The following is a 21,381-nucleotide window of genomic DNA, read 5'->3' as shown; positions in this document are numbered from 1 at the left end:
CATTTCGATAGGGATTTAACAATTAAAAAAAAGAGGAACCGTCCGATCCGCCGTTAATCTTACAAAGCACTTTCCTTTGCCGCCGGGCCTGCTCGTTAAACCTCGCTCTCCGTAATCATTAGATTCAGAGCGAGCTGCTGCAAGCCGCTCAAATAATCTTGCCGCCAATCGCTCATCATCAGCACCGGAAGGTGATCTTGAGGAATATAATTGCCGCTTCTCTCCGCGATTCTGGCCAGAAGCTCATCATCAACTTCATCGTCGCAGAAGACGACCGCGCGCGGGTTGGTAATGGCGGCGAACGTGGCGATCAAGCGGGCAACCGCATCGATCTGCTCCTCCTCCGTCAGAACGATTTTCCGATACCGATCCCCTCGTTGCAGCGCTTCCTTGAACGATCGATTGTCGTATTGCGGAATGTACGAGATTTCGCCCGAGAAGAAGGTGCTTCCCCGCACGACGTCCCCATTGATCATGATGCCGGAACCCGGGCCGTTCTGGCCGAAGTACAAATAAACGAGCGATTCGTTCTCCAGCTCCATCCTCGAGGCATAGCCGAGCACGGAGGCGTTCATATCGTTCTCGACGACGACCGGAATCTGGAACTTGGATTCCAAGGCTTCCTGCAGATCGTAATCGGCCAAGCTCGGATAAGGCGGTATGTGGAAGATCCTGCCGTTGTTGACCGCGCCTGGCACTCCGATCGCAATGGAACGAAGCTTCGGGTATTTCTCGATCAAAGCTTCGATGAGCTCGTCCAGCGATTCCGCCTCTTGATTCAGCACGCTAGGCTTCCTCTCCTGCTCTTGAATATCCCCGAGGCTGTCGAAGACGGTATAGATCGTCTCGTTCTTCTCGACGAAGATGGCTAGCCCCAGCATGTAATCCGGGTTGTAGGAATATCTCTTCGCCTTGCGGCCTCCGTTGGAGTCGTCTTCTCCGTCGTAGCGAATCTCCCCGTCCTGCTCCATCTGCGCGAGAAACTTGCTGACTGTCGGAAAGCTGATGCCCAGACGCTGGCTAAGCTCGGCCTTCGTGGCGCTCCCCATCATCAGAAGAGCGGCGCGAATTCGCTGAAGGATCAGCTTTCTCATTTCTTTGGGCGAAGTATACGGATTCGTCATGGGGATCAACGCCTTTCTAGTCTATAAGTAGTCCATAGATAGTCCATTTTACTTATTAAATCTCTTTAATAAGTTGAGTTTATCTTAGCAGACCGTTGAATTCGGAGCAATATGCGATATTGGCAAGGATCTATCGAGCTTTGTTTCGGCGCGAAACATGCTATAATTCGAGAATGCTTACGAAGGAGTGTTTCGAATGCCTGGCTTGTCTCGCAACCGAACGATCTTGTATTTGACCTTTCTCGTCCTCATGTGGGGAGTCAATTGGCCCCTGTCCAAATATGCGTTGGAATTTACCCCTCCCGTGTTGTTCGCCGGCCTGCGCACCCTTATCGGCGGACTGCTGTTAATCGCCATAGCGCTTCCTCGCTGGCGGGAGCTGCGCTTCAAGGAGAACTGGGTAACCTACGCGATCTCGTCCCTGCTTAGCATCGTTTGTTATTATGGATTCCAAACGATCGGCCTTGGCTACATGCCTGCCGGCATATTCTCGGCGATCGTCTTCCTTCAGCCCGTGCTGGTCGGCTTCTTCGCCTGGCTGTGGCTGGGAGAAGGAATGCATTCCCTGAAGCTGCTCGGCTTGATCCTCGGATTCGGCGGCGTGGCATCCATGAGCATTGGCGGCTTGGAGAGCGGCTTATCCGGGATCGGCATCGTGCTGGCGCTTTTGAGCGCTCTGTCCTGGGCGTTAGGAACGATTTATACGAAAAAAACGTCCGCGAAGCTCGACATCCTGTGGATGACGGCCATGCAGATCACGATCGGCGGACTGGTTATGCTTGCCGGCGGATCGTTCGCGGAGAAGTGGTCGTCGATTGAGTGGAAGCTGCCTTTCATTGCCGATACGCTGTTTATCTCCGTCTTCGTCATCGCCGCCGGCTGGTTCGTCTACTTTAAGCTCAACGCGTCGGGCGAAGCCTCGAAGGTCGCCTCCTTTACATTCCTGATTCCCGTCGTATCGATCTTGATCAGCGTTCTGTTCATGAATGAGCATGTGACGCTGAACCTCGTTCTCGGGATTTTGCTGGTCCTGGGGAGCATCGTTCTTGTGAATGGCAGAATAGCGCAATGAATTTAGTTGTAAATTCCAAATTTATCTGTTAATTTTCTAAGGGATGAAAGGTATGGTGGCGGCGATGAGAATGGCGTTTGTATTATTCGACGGTATGACCAGTATGGACTTAGTTGGATTTTATGAAGCTGTGACCTGGATGGCTATCCTGAAAGCGAAAGAAAACGTATCGTGGAAGTTTTGTGCGGACAAGGAGGAAGTAACGGATGACCGTGGACTGAAAATGAAGGCCGACTTGGTACTGCCGAATCTAGGTGAGTTTGATCTTGTGTTTCTACCTGGTGGCTTCTCAACCAGAAAGCTTCGATTTGACGATGCCTTCATGGGTTGGATCCAGACTGCAGAATCCGCGCGCTACAAGGTGTCGGTCTGCACAGGAGCACTTCTTTGGGGAGCGGCCGGATTCCTAGAGGGTAAAAAAGCAACCACGAACTCAGCTGCATACGATTTGTTAGCTCCATATTGTGCAGAAGTTTTAGAGGCACGTGTGGTCCGGGACGGAAATATCGTCACCGGAGGTGGTGTAACTGCATCTATCGATCTGGGACTCTATATGGTCGAATGGCTCGTAAATACAGACACCGCACTTCAGGTGCAACAGAAACTTGAGTATCCCTATTATCAGGTAGGCAAGCTAAGCAATGTCTACTTAGGAACAGTGTGAGTCAAAAAAAGCTCCCTCTTGGGAGCTTTTCACTTGTGCGCATAGCCAGCGTGCTAAGCTCAGCCAATAATGGTCAGCGGGTTCCAAACAAACTTGGCTAAGTTCAAGCCAGTCTATTACTTGGCGCGATCTATGTCCAGCCACCCGATAAAGGGGTCTCCAACCTCGGAATTCTTGAAAATAACGAGGACCCGCTTGGAGGAAGGCGTCCACAGGATTTCGTTAATGAATAGTTTTTCCGTCGTACGCATGATCGGTTCAGTCGTATCGGCGTTACTTATGACCAATTTGCCCCCCTCACTGGAGCCCACGATAAATCCTGACTGATAAGCGATATGAGTGCCATCCGGAGAAATACGAAAATCATGCGGGCCATATTCAAAACCGACTTTGTAATAAGGCTCGATTTCGCCGTTATGGCCGTTGAATGCCGGATTAGGCGACGAATCCGAATCATATCCTTTTAACCACGGCACTTCCGATACAAGCTTCCCCTTCTCATCGTACAACTGAAAATGCCCTAGCTGGGAAGTGAGAAATTGATGTTGAACCGGGTTATATACATAAGTGGAAAAATTATAACTACGGGTGACGATCCCCGTTAACGCACCAAAAAACGTCACGTCGAGTTTCGTTTGCAAATGAACGATTTCCGTTTGCCAAGCTTCTTCGTTAGCAGATTTGATTAACGTTAGCGAAACGCCTGGTATTATCCATTCGCTTCTGCCGAGCAAACCTGCTTCAAAAGGGAGCCTTTTAGATTTTTGCGTTGCAACGTCAAACTCGGTTAATACCACTGCGTTGCCGTAGCCAGGTTGCGAATATTCCTTGCCGGTGTCCGCGAAATATAGGAACTTAGTGCTATCCGGATACCAGAGCGGATCTGAATCGGCTTTGCCACGCGTCCAATGATACGTTTGCCCCGTCGCCCGATCCTTCCCCCAAATCCCGTCTCGCTTGTCGAAATCCTTCGTGTATACGCTCCATTTGCCGTCGGGGCTAACGTATTCGCCGTCGATGGCTTCGTTTGATTTCACGAAAAAAGAAGCGGTTTTATCGTTGACCTGGAACGTGATGTTTCGGCCTCTTCCGTCTTCGGAAGGTGCGGATTCGGCGTTGTACATGCTCACGAAATCGCTCCAAGTCCCTTCCCATTTTGAAGAGACGACATTACTTCCCACTTCGTATCGGACCAGTTTCATATTACCGTCATAGCTTGCGACGATAATTTCGGAATCCGATTCGTATACGATCTGATTTAGAGAGTAGGAATTGACGTCATAAGGAAAAGGAGCGATTTGGTCGAAACCGTAAGATGCGCTTTTGACCACCGGAGCAGGGGTTGACGAGGCATTAGGCGATGCCGGTGCAGTCTCGTTTGGCGATGCGGAAGGCGAACTTGCAGGCTGTTCAGTCGGCTCTACGCTAGCCGGCGCGGTCGGTTGCACCGCCGGAGCCGAAGTCGTTCCCGGCTCGTTCGTTGACTGCTTGCTGCACGCTGCCAACGTAATTACGGCTATTACGATTGCTATCGAGTACCATTTTCTCAACATTTATCCACCTCTTAGTCATTAGACGCAAAGAAGTCCTCCGACGTTGCATCGTTAGCAAAGGTGGAGTTTTAATTTTCTCTTGTGTTAGTAGCCGGACTTCTCTTTGACGTGGACGAATCTGTCTTGCTAATGATAAACTTGGGCATAAAACTTGTCGGATTGGTCATCGACCGATCGTGTCTTCACCGCGAACCCCTCCCTTTGCTTATGAATAGTTTATCGGATATCCCGTCCATCTGTTCTGTCTCGAGCCAACTGTTCTATTCGTTTGCGATTATGATACTGCATATGGGAGGGAAAAAACGATGATCATCGTGACTTATTAGATAAAAGGGAGCTAGTCATAGCAAAGAAAAGACTCGCCTAATTATAGGACAAGGTGATGCAGTCGGTCGTCCTGGCACGCTCTATGTAACCATCGTACCGCCGGAGTCGGATATCGCCATCCAAGTTGGAGGGATTCCTTTGATTGAACTGACCAATTACATAATGGAAGATATGAACAAGCAGCTTGACCGAATCGAGAAGAGCTTGAATCAGCTAAGCGATGAACTCATTTGGACAAGAATGAAGGAATCCATGAACAGCATCGGGAATCTCATCTTGCACTTGGCAGGCAACGAATATCAGAATTTTGTGAGCGCTATCGGAAACAAGCCGTTCATCCGGGAGCGTACTCGCGAATTTACGACGGATGGGGGAACATCAAAAGAAGAGCTGATTAGCCTAATGCGGAAAACCCGTTCCGAATCGGAAGAAGTTTTATCTGCTTTATCGAACGATGATTTGTTTCGGGAGGTCATCATTCGCTATGACCGCGATGATTGGAACCGAATGCACCGAGTGGATGCCCCTGCCGACGAAACCTATGATACAAGAGTAATCGGCCGTCTGCTTATACAGGTGTCGGCACACTATGGATATCATGCGGGGCAGATCGTGGTGTTTGCCAAGATGCTGCAAGATACGAATGAACATGTTACGGGTCAATACCATTGAGGAAGGTAGGATTGTTGTGATCAAACTTGAACACTTCGAACGTATCGACTTTAAGCAACTAATCGATTGGATTGATTCGCCGAAATTTATGCTTCAATGGGGAGGAAGAACGTTTAGCTACCCTTTAACAGAACAACAATTAGAGAATTATATTCGTAGCGACACGCTAATTTATAGGGTGGTACTTGAAGAAAATGAAGAGGTTATTGGGCATATCAATTTAACGATTGATCGAATAAACAATTCGGGGAGATTAGGTAAGGTCTTAGTTGGGGAAAGAAACCTGAAAGGACATGGCATTGGGCAATTAATGGTACAGAAGGTTTTAAATATCGCTTTCGGACAATTGAAATTACACAGAGTCAGCCTCGGAGTATTTGATTTTAATCTTCCCGCGATTGCTTGTTACGAGAAGGCTGGGTTTGTAAAAGAAGGACTACTTCGAGAAGCACGAAAAGTTGACAACGAATTTTGGAATCTGTGGGAAATGAGCATTTTAGAAAAAGAATGGTTGTATAAAAGGAATTAATTTATAGTGCAGTATGGGCACCTCTCAAGGTGCCTTTTATTTTCGCCTTTATGATGATACGGTGAGCCGTACCACAGTGAATCATTACGCTAACGGGGAACGTTAGTTCAATAGATCCTTTTAGTTTGGAGGGAAATCATTTTTTTAACGGCATGACCATAGAAGACAGCTTAGCGATACCTCGCTAAAAATGAAACAAAAAGCACAGCCGAATAATTCTGCTGTGCTTTTTGACATCGATTCTGTGTCACATCTTATATCCACGCATTTATTGGAGGTGGTCTTTCAATATCTCTGTCATTCAACATAACGTGAGTTGGGCTCTTTTGCTTGTTACCTATTGGTTGGCGGCATTCAAGACATTCAGCGAATCGGCCAGAACGTTCCGGCACTTGCCTTCATCGGGTTTCTTCGAACGAACCGCAGCCAATACGCCGTCGATCGTACCGTCGATATCGGTCCAGGTCTTGCGGTCGATCTTCCGAAGTGTCGGTTCCGCTTTGTCCCAATCTCGCTCCAATTGGTCCGCTTGGGGCTTCGCCGAAGCCGCATCATGATTATTAACGAGGTTAACCATTTCTTCCTCAAGCTGAATAAAAGCGGTCAGCTGACCGGATAACGTGGCCTGGGAAGAAACCGGTTGAGATGCAATGCGATTACTGCGCCATTCGTATCCGCCGACGCAGGCAACGAGGAAGAGGCACACGACTAGCAAGGTTTGCGTCAGTACGGCATTCCGGTTGCCCGCCACGCGTATCGGCGCTGCCGTCCCTTCTTTTGTCGATAGCAAATCGATCTTGCTTACGGCCAGATAGGCGATAATCGCCAGAATGGCGATCAGGAAGATCACGCTGGTGAGAGTAGCGCCTAACCCCAATCCGCCGTTAAGCTTGGACTGCGAGAGATAATCGCCAAGCGAGGCTCCAAGCGGACGTGTCAGAATGTAGACAGTCCAGAACGCTAGAATCTCGTTAAGTTTAACGAACTTCCAGGCTAGGAAGACGACGGCGATAATCGCGACGACAAGGATTCCCGTGTTGAGATAACCAAGGCCTAGCTGTTCGGAATACAAGTCGCCGACGGCCGTTCCGAGCGCGAACGTGAATAGGATGGTCAGCCAGTAGAAAGCCTCTCTTCTCCTCGTGTAGATGGAGTGAATGGACAGAGTTCTCTCGTAGAGGAACCAGACCAGTAACGTTACTCCCAAGAGGATGGCGAACACGATCGTGCTGGTCTCAAGCGGCACTCCGATGCCGTCCGTCAGGTTGTCGGTGACGAGCGTTCCGAACACGCTGATCAGAACGACGGTCAGCCAATACAGGAAGGGGATGTATCTCGACGCCTTGAACTGAAGAAACAAGACGAGAACGAATGCAATCCCCATTATGCCCGTGGTAAGAGGCAGCCCTAGCCCGACATTAACGCTTAGGTAATCCGAGAAAGTCTCTCCCACCGTTGTGCATAAGACTTTGATGATCCAGAAGAAAATCGTCACTTCCGGCACTTTGCTTAGCCATGAATTTCGCTTGTTAGGATAAACATCCATCCTATTCCTTCCCCCCTGTTTGCATGGCCTCGATTAGGCATACTTGTATGCTATAGGGAAGGAATTAACTATTTCTTAAGTCTCTATTAATATTTCGGAAGATACGGATCCCACATGGTCAACGGACAGCCTCCCCCTTAGGAAACTGATTTAGCCCCCCATCGACGTCCCTCCAAAAGCCATAATCCAAGGCCGCATTTTGCATCTTATCCCACAGATCACTGCTAGCTTCCACCAAGGTGTACCACTGGTTTTCCGTCGCGTCATAAATCACATAACGGTCGCCCTCTCCCAAGACATACCCTTCGTAGCGCTTGAGGCTTTTTCCATTTGCATCTAGAAAGTCATATACCGCGACGCGTTTGTACGTTCCTGCGGGAACGTCTGACAAATCAGAGGTATATTGGGCGGGCGCTTCAATGGCTTCTTGTTTGCCGCTCTCAAAAATCCAGTACGTCGTGCTAGTGAAATAATTGCCCCGCAGTTCGCTGATAAAGTAGTAGTAGCGATTGTAATGCTCTTCCCGCATGACAGCCACGTTCGTCCCGCCGATCGCAAACGGCGCCGTTTTGACGGTGACCGATCCGTACGCAAAGCCGACGTCGCAGCCCAGCGTCTCGCCGACAAAGCGCAGCGGCACCAGGACGCGGCCCTCTTTGACGTAGGCGATTGTTTCCAAAGTAACAGCTTTGCCGTTCACTTTAGCCCCCTTTTGGCCAGGGGTCAGCACGACCTTGGTCTCGCCCTGCGTAATGGTCACCACGCCGTTGGCCCAGTTGACATCGGCACCGATCGTTTCGCCCACCACCCGCAGCGGCACCATCGTATGGCCGTCTTTAACCTCGGGCGCCACGGTGGTTGGCAGCGTCACGCCGTCCACTACCAGCTTCAATTCGTTACCTGCTGCGTGTGCTGGTGTCGCCACACTTGCTGCGATCAGAAAGAGAAGCAGAACCGAGCTTATTTTCATGAAGTGACCCCTCCTTTAGGGACAACGGTTCGGAAGCCGTATACGTCGGCATGTTTCAACTCCTCAAGCCAAAGCCACTTGGTGGGGTTTGCGTCCGCATAGGTAAACCACTGATCGGCGGTAACATCATGAATTAACGAATAGCCGATCGAAAAGCTTTCCACGTACAGTTCGTAACGCTGGACGCTCGTTCCTCTTTCGTCCACAAAATCGTATATATCCGACATCGCGTAGGTTAACGGATCCGACATGACGGCGGAATCCCCTTTGTTGCTCTCCAGTAAGTCATACATCGTCTTGATGAACGGATTGCCCCGCAGCTCGGTATTCAAGATGATATCGTCGAAGCGAATTTCATTTTTCACAAGCGCAATGGCCGCACCGCCGATCGCAAAAGGTGGCGTGTTCACCGTGACCGTCCCGCCCGCAAAGCCGACGTCGCAGCCCAGCGTCTCGCCGACAAAGCGCAACGGCACCATGACGCGGCCGCCTTTGACGTAGGCGCTTGTTTCCAAAGAGACGGCTTTGCCGTTTACTTCGGCAACCTTTTGGCCAGGGGTCAGCACGACCTTGGTCTCGCCCTGCGTAATCGTGACCACGCCGTTTGCCCAGCTTACGTTGGCGCCGATCGTTTCGCCCACCACCCGCAGCGGCACCATCGTATGGCCGTCCATCACTTCAGGGGCGGCCGCCGTGCTGGACAGCTTTACGCCGTCAACGGTTAGCGTAAGCGCGGTATTTGCCGCGCGGGCATGCGGCGAACGATGAAACAGCGAAAAGGATAAGCACAAAACCGCCAAAAGAAGTGCACATCTGCGTTTGCTCACCAAAAACCCTCCTGAACAGATCGATTCCCTATTCTACCATTTTTACTATTATTTAGACACCAATCAAAAAGGAGGCCACCTAGGCCCCCCTCTTCTGCCGCTTGTTTAGGCACGTTTTTTCGCTTTTGACTCCTCAAACTAGTACAGGTTTTTCAACGCCTCGCCTGTGCCGTGCTGATAGCTCAGGCAGACAGCGCTCCGATACCGTTTTGATCGCGTTGACCATTTATTCGTATTACCTGTTTCAAGCTCCGATGGAGCTGTTTGGGGGCGTGCGAATACCAACGTCCGCTCTCCCCGCATGGGGGAAGCTTCTGGCGATTCTTTTCCCTGTCACTTATTCCTTGTTTACGATTAGAGAAGCCATCTCCGATTCGATTTCGGAACGTTGGTGGATCTCACTAGGATCATTAATGGCATTAATTATTCTACTGATTCCGCTCGCCATCCTCCTGCTGAACAAGGCGGAATCGCATGCCAGACGGTCGGGGAACTGGACCTTATTCTGACATCTCCACTTGTTTTAACGGCTTCTTGGCCGGTCCCTCGACCACCTCTCCCGTATAAGAGAATCTCGATCCGTGGCAAGGGCAATCCCAAGTCCGATCTGCCTCGTTCCAGTGCGTCTCGCAACCCATATGCGTGCAGGTCGTGTCGACGAGATGAAGCTTGCCTTCGGGGTCGCGATACGCTCCCGCGCGCTTGCCGTTCACGCGAACGACGGAGCCCTCGTTCGTCCCCACTTCGTCCGGAGTGCGATACACCATCTCCATCTTCCCGGAGATAAGATTCTTAGCCACATCCAGGTTGTTCGTGATCAGAGATTTGATATCCGGATCCGAATGGAACCGGGAGGAATCGAATGCCTGCAGGTAAGGATCGTCGATTCCCAGAACGATGTTCTTCAGCATATGGGCAGCCGCGGTGCTATTCGTCATTCCCCATTTGCGGTATCCGGTAGCCACGAGAATATTGTCGCTATTCGAATTTATCCTTCCTATGTAAGGAACCTTGTCCAAGGTCACCAAGTCTTGAGTAGACCATCGGTAGGCAATCTCTTTCACTTCGAAGAAGGACTCGGCGAACGATTGTAGCGCTTCATAGTGACTGAACGTGCAAGAGCTCTCCCCTGCCTTATGTCCGTCTCCGCCAATGAGCAGCAACGGATCCTTGCCCTCGTTCGCAAGACGAATCGACCGGGTGGGGGTATCGGCGCTGATATACATTCCTCCGCGGTATTCCTGCGCCACCCGAACGGCAAGCACATAGGATCTCTCCGCATGCAGGCGGGTGAAATATAGCCCCTTCCAATTCAGGAAAGGAAAATGCGAAGCGGAGATCACGTAACGGCAATCGATTCGATGCCCGGATCCCGTGACGACGACCGGACGCTCTCCCTCTTCGACTTTCTTGGCTGTCGTATGTTCGTATATCTCGGAGCCCGCTTCGATCATGTGGTTAATTAATGTCGTTAAATAGGGGATCGGGTGAAAACGAGACTGATTCGGCACCGCCAATGCGGCCGTAACCGCAAACGGAAGGTCGGCTGTCTCCCGCAGCTCTCCGGGTATGCCAAGCCTCTCGTAAGCGGTACGTTCCGTCTCCAGCTTCTTGGCGGATTGTTCGGATGACGCATAGACGTAAGCACTCTCTTCCGCTAATTCGCAGGCTATTTTCTCCGACTCTGCGATTTTTCGGATGAAATCCAAGGCATCCCGATTCGCTTCATAGTACAATCGGGCCTTATCTTCGCCAAAGTGCTGAATCAGCTCGTCATAAATCAGGCCATGCTGAACGGTGATCTTCGCCGTCGTATGGCCGGTGGTGCCATTAAGAATTCGGCCCGCCTCCAGAAGGATGACTTTCTGTCCTTCTTGAGCCAGGAGATAGCCGGCGGTAATGCCGGTCATCCCGCCCCCCACGATGACGACGTCGGCCGAATGATCGCTTGTGAGCGAAGGGAATTCCGGGATCTCGGCCGTCGCCGTCCAGTAGGATTGAGGGAACTGCGGAAGCAAGTGAAGCTGTGACATGAACAAGGCCCCTTCTCTGCCAGAATGTGCGTACTTTGTTTGAATTAGCTTCTCACAAAGGGCACATCTCCATTCCCGAATTCGGGCTGCAGATGAAGGGGCCAATCAACGGACTTATACGGGAGATTCGGCTGTTTCCAGGCGATTCAGCAGGAGCCGATATTTACTTAAACGGGCTTCCTCCAGGACAGGCCGTCCCGATTCGTAGAATGCTATCGTACCGCTGCCGTCCTCCAAGCGGTCGCCTAGCAGCCGCTTCAGTTGTTTGGCGGTGCCGATGCTTCCGTCAATCAAGCCGACGTCATGGCCGAAGATCTGGCGAAGGGCGGTTCGGAAGAATGGAAAATGCGTGCAGCCCAGCACGACGGTTCCTACTTCGCGGATATCGATGCTTTGTAATTGCTCTCGCAAGTACGGCAGCACGTCTTCATCCTTGAAGTCCAGCGCTTCCGCCAGTTCGACAAGTCCGGGAAGCGGCAGGCTCACGACGCGATTGTCGCTGTCTAGGCTCTTCACCAGCTTCTTATATTTCTCTTCTTGCAAGGTCAGGCGCGTCGCCAGCACGAGAACCTTCTTCTTCTCCTTGTCGAGCGCGAGAACGGCCGGCTTCACGGCCGGCTCGATGCCCAGGATCGGGAAGTCGTAACTTGCCCGCAGGTCGTCGATGACGATACTGGTAGCCGTGTTGCAAGCGATGACGATCGCCTTTACTCCTTGGCCGGCGATGAAGTCGACCGCTTCGGTGACGTACTGCTTAACCAGATCCTTCGGCTTCTCGCCATAAGGAACATGGTCCGTATCCGCATAGAATATGTAATCTTCATGAGGCAGCAGCTTCAAAGCCTGATCCAGCACCGTAAGCCCGCCTACCCCAGAATCGAAAAAGCCAATCTTCACGAAGACACCCCGTTGCCGAACGTAATGAAAATCGATGCGCTTTTAATTATATCAGAGATTAGAAGAAGAGAAAGTAGAAAAGCCCGCGTTCGCCGCGAGCTAACCGTTATAGAGATAATGCGTGAGCAGACCGATGCCGATCCCCCACACGGCTCCGCCGAACACCTCGATCGGCCGATGCCCGAGCAGCTCTTTGAGCTCTTCGCCGTGATGCAGGTCCGTCTTCGATTGCGGCTGCATAGCGCGCACCGACCGGACCACCCTGTTGAGCAAGGAAGCGTGAAACCCCGCATGTCTCCGGATGCCGGCGGCGTCGTACATCGTAATGGCGCTGACCACCGCGGCCACGGCGAAGACGGACGAAGACCAGCCCTCTTCGATTCCGACGACGGTGGCGAGCGAAGTGACCGCAGCGGAATGGGAGCTCGGCATCCCGCCTGTGCTCAGGGCAAGGGATGCCTCCCATCTTCTTCCGGTCAAATAGCGAAGAGGCACCTTCGCGCATTGAGCGGTTACGATCGCGACAACGGCGGCTATCAGAGGAACGTTATGCAATATCGTCAATGATGTCCTGCTCCCTTGCGAAAGATTAAATGATTCTTAATCCGCCCTAATCGTCGGATGGATTAATAAATAGTTAAGAAAGAGGGGCTATAGTCGATTAGACCATAAGCAAAGGAGATCTTGCCATATGAACTTTACCCTCTTTCACTTCTTAAACCAATTCGCCGGCCGGTCCGATACGGTGGACGACTTCATGGAATTCATGGCGCAGGATATCGTATGGATTCTTCTCGCCGTCATGGCTGCGCTATGGATCGGCGCAAGGGCTCGCCAGCAACGGCTCGTGTTCTATGCCGGCCTCTCAGCCGCCATTTCTTTGTTCCTCGGCAAATACGTCGTCTCTCCGGTCGTCGATCATCCCCGGCCATTCGTCTCCCATGCCGTCACGCAGCTGATCCCGCATTCCGCGGATTCCTCGTTCCCGAGCGATCATGCGACTCTCGCGTTCGCGATAGCCTTCAGCGTCTGGTACGCGAACCGGCGTTTGGGAAGCGTGCTGCTTGCCATGGCATGCTTGACGGGAATCGCTCGCGTCTATGTCGGAGTCCACTATCCGGCCGACATCGTCGGCGGCCTCGCGCTTTCCGGAATCGTCAGCTATCTGGTCTACCGCACGAACGGCAAGCTCGACTTTATCCCGGACGGAATCATCCGATTCTACCGCCGGGCGACGTCCAAGATCAAATTCCTCTCGCCGAAAGCTTAAGCCTTCATGCGATACCCGGCCCCCCAGACGGTCTCGATGTAGATCGGATTGGAGGGGTCTTTCTCTATCTTCTCCCTCAGCTTCCGAACATGAACGGTCACCGTCTGCGTGTCCCCAAGCGCGTCGATTCCCCAGATCCGTTCGAAGAGATGATCCTTGCTGAACACGCGGTTCGGGTGAACCGCAAGAAAATGCAGCAGATCGAATTCTTTTACCGTCAGCATGACTTCTTCATCCTGTACGTATACCTGGCGGGCTTCCGGATCGATGCGAAGGCCTCGGATCTCCAATTCCCGATTCTCCGAAGGCACGCCTTTTAATCGCTCATACCGGGACAGGTGCGCTTTGATCCGCGCTACCATCTCGGCCGGCTTGAACGGCTTGGTCATATAGTCGTCCGCTCCCAGATCCAGGCCCCGAATGACGTCGATGTCCTCTCGGCTCGCGGTAATCATCAGCACGGGAATGTCGGCTTCCTCGCGGATTTGCTTGCACACTTCGAACCCGTTGAGTCTCGGAAGCATCACGTCCAGCACGACCAGATCGAATTGGCCGCTCAGAGCTTGCTCAAGCCCCTTCTCGCCGTTGTCGGCGATCTCGGTTCGATAGCCGCTCGCTTCCAGGTAATCCCTCTGCAATTCCGCGATCGCCTTATCGTCTTCCACGATCAAGATCGCTTTCTTCTTCATGGCCGGCGACACCTCCTTTCGCGATCGGCAGTTTTATGACAATCTCCGTGCCGATACCTTCTTTGCTGTGGGCGCTTATCGTTCCGCCGTGCTCGGAGACGATGCGCTTGGCGATCGCTAGACCGAGGCCGCTTCCTCCGGTGTCCATGTTCCGGGATTGTTCCGCCCGGTAGAATCGATCGAAGACGAACGGAAGCGCGCTCTCCGGAATGCCGTGGCCGTTGTCGGCAACGGACAGTCTCAATTCGCCGTCAACCGTCGAAGCCGCAAGCCGTATCTCCTTGTTCGGCTTATCCATGAACTTTAAGCTGTTCTGGATGACGTTGGACAGAACCCGCCGGAACGAATCCCTGTCCACGTTTACGCTCGTTGTCTTGTCTATCTGCCAATCTTCCGTAAGCGCAACATCCTTCTTTTCCAATTCGAATGCCAGCTCCTCCGCCCAATCGCTTAAGAACGCCTGAACGTTAACCGTTTCGAAAGCGAAGGGCAATCGATGCAAGTCCAGCTTGGAGAAGAGGAAGAGCTCGTCGATAAGCTTATCCATCTCGGCTGCCTTGGAGGAGATCGTCTTCATGTATTTCTCCGTCTTCTCCGGGGAATCCGCTATGCCCTCGAGCAAGCCGTCCACGTAACCTCGGATGGACGTAATCGGCGTCTTCAGGTCATGCGAGATGCTCGCGATCAGCTCCTTGCGGTTCGTCTCGTATTGAGCCTGCACCTCGAAGGAATGATTGAGCCGCGTCCGCATCTCCTCGAACGCCGTACCCAGTTGGCCGATCTCGTCCTTCCCCGACACCGGGACCGGCGTATTCAGGTTGCCTTGCGTGAACTGCACCGCGGATCGGCGAAGCGCAAGAAGCGGCCGAATGAGGTGTTTGGACATGTAATACGTCAGCCATGCATTCGTTAGGATCAAGATGACGACAAATGCCACAAGAAGATAAGGCGAATATTTCTTCGCGAAATAAACGAACGGATCTACTTTCTTGATGAGGTAGAACGAGACGGGCTCTTTGTTCCCGTTCAAAAGATCGTACCGGACATAATGATAATATTCGTTATTGGAGTAGGCTTTGGTCTTGGAGAAATAGCGTTCTCCCTCGCGCTTGAACGGGACAAGCGACGAGAGCAGCTCGGCCTTCGTCTGGATAGCCGCCGATTCGTACAGCACTTGATCTCCCGACTTCACATAGACATAGGTCTCCCTGGCAGAAAGCTCCGAAGCGATCTCATTAAGAAAATCGCGGTCGGCGAGCAGCGCGGGGTTCTGTTCGACGGAGTGCTTCAGCAGCCAGTGATAGTCGCTCTCCTCGAAGCTCTCGATCTTGGTCTCGTAAATATTGCGTACATTCTGCAGATCGCCTTGGAAGACGAGAACCAGCAGCGCAGCCGTCAACACCAGCAGGATCATAGGGACGATCAGCATCGCCAAGTAAGACAGGATTAACTTAATGCGAATGGACACGCCGATTCCTCAATTCTTCGCAGCTTAAGGACAATTCTTGTTTCCGATTAACGCTTATCGGCATGACGAAAGGACCGAATCCGCCGATGAGAAACCGTCGGCTGCCAGACCGATCGTACCATTTCCCCATCAATAGAAGCAACAAAACGACCGATTGAACGCCGTAAGCGCCGGCCATTACGAGCACCCGTGAACGATCGGCAGCGATCTTTGGCTTCCGGCTTCATCCCTATCGCTCCGCTCTTTAGCCATTTAGAGATTCCTCTCCTTTACCTTACAACGCGTTCATAAATGGGCAATGAACCGTTTCTTATCAAATTATTAATTTTGCGCTCCATGCAAAAAAAGAGGCTGTCCCAAAAGTCAACCGACTTTGCGACGACCTCTGTCATTTCGTTAGAGAATTAATTTTGGGAGGGAGATGTCATCTTCCGCATCTTCACCCCACAAATTGAAGCCAAGTAGCAGGAGTAGAGGTTCTGAATTAAGAAGTTAAGAATACGTCGCCGAACTCATGTATATCCTTAGCGGTGCCAATACCTCCGTTGTATTCGACCCAGCCTTTGCGCCCGCCTCCGTCGTTGTCGTTCACGAGCAGCGAGAACTTGAGCTTTAGACCGTTCGCCGCCCGGCTTGAATCGATGCCCAGCTCCTCCCACGGAATCGCCGCCTCATAGATCGTCTCTCCTTCTTGGCGCGAGACAGTGGCATTCGGAGCGAAGGAGCCGTCGGCCGCGAGACCCAGGGTAGCGATCCATCTCCATCGCAGCACCTGCCCTGCATCCCCCAGCGCGATTCCCGCCTCATTGTATGAGCCGGGAGCGTCTCCCGTCTCGTCCGCGGCTCCGATCGCGAATTGGATGCTGTCTCCGGCCCAGATGTCGAATCCGGTTCCGGGCTGGGATTGCGCGTCGTCCGTTACAGCCACGGCGAGATAGAGATTGCTTTCATCCCAGCTCAGATAACCGAAGGCGGAGAGATCCTTCTCTCCTTCCCAATTATCGTTTCTCACGGTATCCGCTTCGAATCGGGTCTGCCCTTGCCACTCGTCCAGCTTGCCGTCTACACTCCCTTGCGTTCCGGCATGGCGGGCGAGAAGCGCGTTCGTCTTGCTTGCGCTTTGCTGGGTTAAGACTCCGTTATCGGTCGTCGCTTCAAGAATCCTCTTTCCTGACAACGCATCGCTGATCGTATATGCCTTGCTTATGTTCGGCATCAGCTGTTCGACCTTCGTTTCGAACACGTTCTCCTTGCCGTTCCGGTCGGCGTAGCGCACGCGCAAGGTTCCGTTGAACGGCTGAGAGGTCTCATTCCTTACCGTAAGTTCTGTCTTGACTTTGCCGTCTGCCCGATCGAAGAATGTCTCGTAGCTTGCCTTGATCGGATCGATCACATTTACGTTCACCGCATAGCCGTCAACCGGATTCTTGCTGGGATCGGAGGTCACGAATACTTTGTTGCTGCCTCGCTCCAAACCGGCGGGAATCCGGACGGTGATCGCCTCTTCTTCCGCCCCTTCGAGCGTCCAACCCGGCGGCAAGAATACGGCGGCCCGACTGCCTCCGTCCGAAGGCTGAAATGCGCTTGGAAGCTTCAGTTTGAAAGCATCGCCGGAGATCGCATACAGGCTGGACACGTTGGGCGCTCGATCTGCTCCCTTAAAGTCAATAACGTTCTGCAGGAAGGTTGCGGCCGTATCGATCACCATATCCTTGTATAAATCGTTCTTATAGTCGTGCCCGGCGCCTTCCATCGTGAAGAAATTAGAATAAATTCCTGCGTTCGCCAAGTCGCGGGTCAATTGAACGCTCTGGGAATACGGAATCAAGGTGTCGATCGTCCCGTGGATAATCAGCACCGGCGGAAGCTTGCCGTCGATGGCTTCATCCATCGTACCGCCGTAAATATCCACGATCGCGAAGACGGATCGAACGCTGTCCGGATCGCTATTCAGCGCTTGATTCACGTAGTTCATGGCGAGATGGCCGCCTGCAGAGTCTCCGCCGATCGCAAGCTTCCCGACATCTAACCCGTATTCCTTCGAATGCTCGCGGACCCAGCCGATCGCATCGGAGATGTCCTCATAGTCGTCGTTCAACGTCAAATACAGGTTCGCGTCGGGGTCCTTCTTAAGCCGGTAATCGATCGAGACGACGGCGTAGCCTCTCTTGGCCAACGCTGTCGAGAAGTCCGCCGCATCCCGTTTGCTGCCTTCCTTGTACCCTCCGCCATGAATGAAGACGAACACGGGCTTGGGCTCATTATCATGCGTCTCAGGAACATATAAATCGAGCTTCAACGGTTCTATGGCTTCCGTCTCGTTCTTCTTGTTCGCATAAACGACATCTTTAATGACATTAACTTCATAACTCGGACTTAAATGACTCTTTAGTCGCGAGGGCGCTTCCGACAGCGCCCTAGCAGTCTGAAGACCGGAAGAGGTCGGCAGAGGCGCCTCCGTTCGTTTCTCCTGACGGTTCGTTTCCAAGAAGTAGAACACTCCCGAGCCGACGAGCGCCAAACAAACCGCAATCATGATCCAACGCCATCTCATGAATGGAATCCTCCCAAGTGGTAGAAAGTGACGATAATATCGTAGCATTCGGCCATAGGAGCGATAAGGCGTCATTCTTGGAAAATAAAGCGCATTTCTATGGAGTTCATTCTTCGGAAAATAAAAATGCCGCGTTAGCGCGGCATTCTCCCCTCTCTCCTATTGGTTGTTCCAGTTCTCTTCCGTTAACTCAGCCATGACCGACATGGCGGCTTTGCTGCCGGAGGCAGCGGCATAGATCAGTTGGGAAGGCATCACGTAAGCCGCATCTCCGGCGGCGAAGAGGCCGGGGACCGAGGTTCTGCCCATCTCGTCGGCGACGATTCCCCCGTGTCGGGCCGTTCGGTAGCCTAACGAGTCCTCGAAATTCACGTAAGGAAGCTGAATCGGATCGATGAAGCCGCCGCTCCGAAGGATCTCCTTCCCATCCGTGAAGCGGATAAGTTCGAGTTTGCCGTTCCGGCCTTCGAGAGCGGCGATCGGCGTCTTCACGAGCCCGATTCCTCTCGACGCCAACTGCTCCTCCTGTTCGGCGGTCAGGTTGTCGCCGCCGTTGGTGCACACAACGAGATCCCGAGTCCAATGAAGCAGAAGCTTGGTCTTATGGAGAGCAGCCGGGTGATCCGAGATGATCGCGAGCGGTTGATCCCGCAGCTCCCACCCGTCGCAGAAAGGGCAATTGAATACGCTTCTCCCATAGAAGTCGCGAAGACCCTCGATATCCGGAAGTTTCTCCTTAAGCCCGGCGGACAAGATAAGCTTGCGCGCCTGTACTTGTTCCCCGGCTCCGACGGTTAAGACGAACCCCTGCTCCGACTTGCGGATGTCGGTTACTTCCTCGGGCCAATGCTTCGCCGAAGGATACTTCAACACCTCCTCGTAGGCGATCCGCCTGAATTCCGCAGGAGTAACGCCATCTCGGGTCAAATAGCCGTGCGATTCTTGCGTCACCGCGTTGCGCGGCTGCCCGTTATCGAATAAAGCGACGTTCTGCCTGGCTCTTCCTAGCACCAGAGCTGCGTTTAATCCTGCCGGCCCGCCGCCGACGATGGCGCAATCATAGTTTACTATCATTCCATTCACCTCTTCATAGATATTATAGATATTTAGTGTCTGTAATTAGAGCGAAGAAAAACGGATTCCCGTTCTTCTTATTTGGCCGCTACGGCTTTCTTCGCCAAATCGGCCATCTTGGTGTTCTTCAGGAATTCCTCCATCTCGTCCTCGGCCGCTCTCATCGCTTGACGGATGACGCATCGATCGTCGTCGTTGTGGCAATCGAACAACGAAGCCGTTCCTTCTACCGCATGGATGATGTCCAGCACGGAGATGTCTTCTATCTTGCCCTTCAACCGATAACCGCCGTTGGCGCCCGATGCGGACTCGATCAATCCCGCTTTAACCAGCTTCGTCAGGATCTTCGACAGATATGTCGGCGATACCTTCTGATGTCCGGCAAGCTGCTGAACTCCGATCGCTCGGTCCGGCGCGTGAGCGATCAGGTAGAGGATCGTATGCAAGGCATAATTGGTCGCTTTCGAATACTTCATGATGTCCCGCCTAATTACAGACTTAATGTATCCATAATAACCGCAAACCCGTATCTTTGTCAAAATCGGAATGAAGAATGTCATTCGGACTCACTTGCCCATACTAGGGGAATCGAGTCGAAGCGAATGGAGCGAACTTCGTGGCAAGCAAATGGATGACATGGCTCAGAGCGAACGGAATCGTTTGGAAAATCCCTCTGACTTCCGCATTATCATGGGAACTCGCGGAGTGGGCCGGGTCGAAGCACCCTTATTTGGCTCCTCTATCGGCCATTCTGTGCATTCAATCGACCATCGATCAATCCATCCGATTTGCCTGGCATCGAATGGTCGGTACCTTCGCCGGCGTGCTGTTTACCGTATGGATCGCTCCTTATTTGGCGCTAAACGGTTGGAGCCTCGCTCTCCTGCTGCTGGCGGGAACCCTCTTGGCCTCCTGGCTGAAGTGGGATCAAGTTCTGATGACGCAAGTCGGTCTTAGCATCCTGCTTGTTTTGTTCTTTCACAGCCGGATGCCGACTTATTGGTCCGATCGGATCCGCGATACCTTAATCGGTACGATTGCCGCCACCGCTATTCACGCGCTGATACTCCCTCCCGATACCGTCAATCAAGCGCGCAAGAAGCTTCGTTATTTTATGGGCCAATTGACCGCAAGCTTTCATGAAACGGCTCAATGGGTTCAGAACGGCTGCCCGCAGCAGGCTCTGGCCATCCTGCAGAATCGATCGAAGACCTTGTTTCAAGAGATGCATCGAACGACCGCCGAGTTGGAGAACGCGGAGCAAAGCCTGAAGTTCCATGCTTTAGCCGGTAAGAAACGTCAGGCCGTGGAGCAAATGAAGGATGGGATGCTCCGGCTTCGTGCGGCGTATGTCAAGCTCGGCGATATGATCCAAGCGTTCTCCGATTGGTCGGGCAGCGGCACTTTCTCGACGGATCAGCAGCGCGAATGGTCGAGTCAGCTGACGGGAGTAGCCGATCTGGTGCGGAAGTGGCAAACCGAAGGGAACCTGCCGGTAACCGTTGCCGCGTCTTCCTTGCCCGTCGGCCTCCGGCAACGAATCCCCGCACGCTTGCAGAACGATCAATATCTGGTCGTCCTGTGTTGGTCTATCGAGCAACTGATTCAACAATTGAACAAGCCCGTTCACTAAGGCGTGCGGCGATAACCGGCAAGCATCTCTTGTACGGCTGCATGAATCTCCTCGTAGGACGTGCATCTGCAGATATTCGATTCGAGCCATAGGCGCACGGTTTCTAGATCCGCTTGAGGGTAAGCGTTCCTCAAGCCTTCGCAATTCACGATAAAGCCGGGCGTGCAATAGCCGCATTGGAACGCTTGGTTCTTGGCGAATGCATAGGTTGCCGGGGAATTCGCCAACCCTTCGATCGTAGTGACCTTCCTGCCGTTCGCCTCCGCGGTAAGCATGAGACAGGATTTCATGGGCAAGCCTTCCACCAATACCGTGCATGCTCCGCAATCCCCGTTCTCGCAGCCCGGTTTGCAGCCCGTAAGGCCGAGCATATTCCGAAGAGTATGAAGGAGCAGAGACGAGGCTCGAACATTCACCCTGCGCTTCTCGCCGTTGACTTCCATTTCTACGGAGTCGGCGGCAGGCATCGGCTCTCTCAT

At 52.6% G+C, this 21,381-nt stretch carries 20 protein-coding genes; 6 read left to right on the top strand and 14 right to left on the bottom strand.

The genetic code is table 11. The annotated features are described in order from the left end of the window. Positions 1-95 precede the first annotated feature (95 nt). Positions 96-1,124, bottom strand: coding sequence for an ROK family transcriptional regulator (locus tag ELR57_RS10945; RefSeq protein WP_126959108.1), 1,029 nt, complete (start codon positions 1,122-1,124; stop codon positions 96-98). A gap of 196 nt (positions 1,125-1,320) precedes the next feature. On the opposite strand from ELR57_RS10945, the gene ELR57_RS10940 reads away from it, so the two are divergent. Then, positions 1,321-2,196 (top strand): DMT family transporter, encoded by an 876-nt coding sequence (locus ELR57_RS10940; RefSeq protein WP_126959107.1) that lies wholly within the window; start codon positions 1,321-1,323, stop codon positions 2,194-2,196. A 64-nt stretch (positions 2,197-2,260) separates the two neighbouring features. Further along, positions 2,261-2,860, top strand: coding sequence for a DJ-1/PfpI family protein (locus ELR57_RS10935; RefSeq protein ID WP_126959382.1), 600 nt, complete (start codon positions 2,261-2,263; stop codon positions 2,858-2,860). Positions 2,861-2,976: 116 nt separating this feature from the next. On the opposite strand, the gene ELR57_RS10930 is transcribed toward ELR57_RS10935, so the two are convergent. Continuing rightward, a complete protein-coding gene (locus ELR57_RS10930) occupies positions 2,977-4,413 on the bottom strand; it encodes a hypothetical protein (protein ID WP_126959106.1) in 1,437 nt (478 codons plus the stop codon). Between the two features lie 465 nt (positions 4,414-4,878). On the opposite strand from ELR57_RS10930, the gene ELR57_RS10920 reads away from it, so the two are divergent. Beyond that, on the top strand, positions 4,879-5,412 hold the full coding sequence (locus ELR57_RS10920) for a DUF1572 family protein (protein WP_126959105.1): 534 nt from the start codon (positions 4,879-4,881) through the stop codon (positions 5,410-5,412). Between the two features lie 16 nt (positions 5,413-5,428). Further along, positions 5,429-5,941 carry a GNAT family N-acetyltransferase gene (locus ELR57_RS10915; protein ID WP_126959104.1) on the top strand — a complete coding sequence of 171 codons (513 nt, stop codon included), beginning with the start codon at positions 5,429-5,431 and terminating at the stop codon, positions 5,939-5,941. 337 nt (positions 5,942-6,278) lie between these two features. On the opposite strand, the gene ELR57_RS10910 is transcribed toward ELR57_RS10915, so the two are convergent. From ELR57_RS10910 to ELR57_RS10885, 6 genes are all read right to left on the bottom strand, one after another. After that, a complete protein-coding gene (locus ELR57_RS10910) occupies positions 6,279-7,487 on the bottom strand; it encodes a COG4705 family protein (protein WP_126959103.1) in 1,209 nt (402 codons plus the stop codon). A gap of 118 nt (positions 7,488-7,605) precedes the next feature. Further along, the gene (locus tag ELR57_RS10905) at positions 7,606-8,457 is read right to left on the bottom strand and encodes a copper amine oxidase N-terminal domain-containing protein (protein ID WP_126959102.1); all 852 of its coding nucleotides are present in this window, start codon (positions 8,455-8,457) and stop codon (positions 7,606-7,608) included. After that, entirely contained in the window at positions 8,454-9,284 is an 831-nt protein-coding gene (locus ELR57_RS10900) for a copper amine oxidase N-terminal domain-containing protein (protein ID WP_126959101.1), read from the bottom strand. Before ELR57_RS10900 ends, ELR57_RS10905 begins: the two co-directional genes overlap by 4 nt. Before the next feature lie 500 nt (positions 9,285-9,784). Next, positions 9,785-11,317 (bottom strand): FAD-dependent oxidoreductase, encoded by a 1,533-nt coding sequence (locus ELR57_RS10895; protein ID WP_126959100.1) that lies wholly within the window; start codon positions 11,315-11,317, stop codon positions 9,785-9,787. Between the two features lie 114 nt (positions 11,318-11,431). Further along, positions 11,432-12,214: a glutamate racemase gene (murI, locus tag ELR57_RS10890; protein WP_126959099.1), complete on the bottom strand. Its 783-nt coding sequence runs from the start codon at positions 12,212-12,214 to the stop codon at positions 11,432-11,434. 99 nt (positions 12,215-12,313) lie between these two features. After that, a complete protein-coding gene (locus ELR57_RS10885; RefSeq protein ID WP_126959098.1) occupies positions 12,314-12,778 on the bottom strand; it encodes a divergent PAP2 family protein in 465 nt (154 codons plus the stop codon). A gap of 127 nt (positions 12,779-12,905) precedes the next feature. Between ELR57_RS10885 and ELR57_RS10880 the strand changes: the two genes are divergently transcribed. Next, positions 12,906-13,484, top strand: a complete 579-nt coding sequence (locus tag ELR57_RS10880) for an undecaprenyl-diphosphatase (protein WP_126959097.1) — start codon at positions 12,906-12,908, stop codon at positions 13,482-13,484. On the opposite strand, the gene ELR57_RS10875 is transcribed toward ELR57_RS10880, so the two are convergent. From ELR57_RS10875 to ELR57_RS10855, 5 genes are all read right to left on the bottom strand, one after another. Continuing rightward, positions 13,481-14,173 carry a response regulator transcription factor gene (locus ELR57_RS10875; protein WP_126959096.1) on the bottom strand — a complete coding sequence of 231 codons (693 nt, stop codon included), beginning with the start codon at positions 14,171-14,173 and terminating at the stop codon, positions 13,481-13,483. The two genes, ELR57_RS10880 and ELR57_RS10875, sit on opposite strands and share 4 nt — an antisense overlap. Then, positions 14,136-15,641: a sensor histidine kinase gene (locus ELR57_RS10870; protein ID WP_126959095.1), complete on the bottom strand. Its 1,506-nt coding sequence runs from the start codon at positions 15,639-15,641 to the stop codon at positions 14,136-14,138. Before ELR57_RS10870 ends, ELR57_RS10875 begins: the two co-directional genes overlap by 38 nt. A gap of 484 nt (positions 15,642-16,125) precedes the next feature. Continuing rightward, positions 16,126-18,195 carry an alpha/beta hydrolase fold domain-containing protein gene (locus tag ELR57_RS10865; RefSeq protein ID WP_158629998.1) on the bottom strand — a complete coding sequence of 690 codons (2,070 nt, stop codon included), beginning with the start codon at positions 18,193-18,195 and terminating at the stop codon, positions 16,126-16,128. Positions 18,196-18,354: 159 nt separating this feature from the next. Further along, positions 18,355-19,269 (bottom strand): NAD(P)/FAD-dependent oxidoreductase, encoded by a 915-nt coding sequence (locus ELR57_RS10860; protein WP_126959093.1) that lies wholly within the window; start codon positions 19,267-19,269, stop codon positions 18,355-18,357. Between the two features lie 77 nt (positions 19,270-19,346). Next, positions 19,347-19,745 carry an RrF2 family transcriptional regulator gene (locus tag ELR57_RS10855; protein ID WP_126959092.1) on the bottom strand — a complete coding sequence of 133 codons (399 nt, stop codon included), beginning with the start codon at positions 19,743-19,745 and terminating at the stop codon, positions 19,347-19,349. Positions 19,746-19,885: 140 nt separating this feature from the next. Here ELR57_RS10855 and ELR57_RS10850 point away from each other — a divergent pair, with 140 nt between their 5' ends. Further along, positions 19,886-20,902, top strand: coding sequence for an FUSC family protein (locus ELR57_RS10850; RefSeq protein WP_126959091.1), 1,017 nt, complete (start codon positions 19,886-19,888; stop codon positions 20,900-20,902). Here ELR57_RS10850 and ELR57_RS10845 read toward each other — a convergent pair. Then, positions 20,899-21,381, bottom strand: a complete 483-nt coding sequence (locus ELR57_RS10845) for a (2Fe-2S)-binding protein (protein ID WP_238162481.1) — start codon at positions 21,379-21,381, stop codon at positions 20,899-20,901. The two genes, ELR57_RS10850 and ELR57_RS10845, sit on opposite strands and share 4 nt — an antisense overlap.

The organism is Cohnella sp. AR92 (genome assembly GCF_003990975.1).
GTDB lineage: Bacteria > Bacillota > Bacilli > Paenibacillales > Paenibacillaceae > Cohnella.
This window is presented reverse-complemented; position numbering and strand designations above follow the sequence as displayed.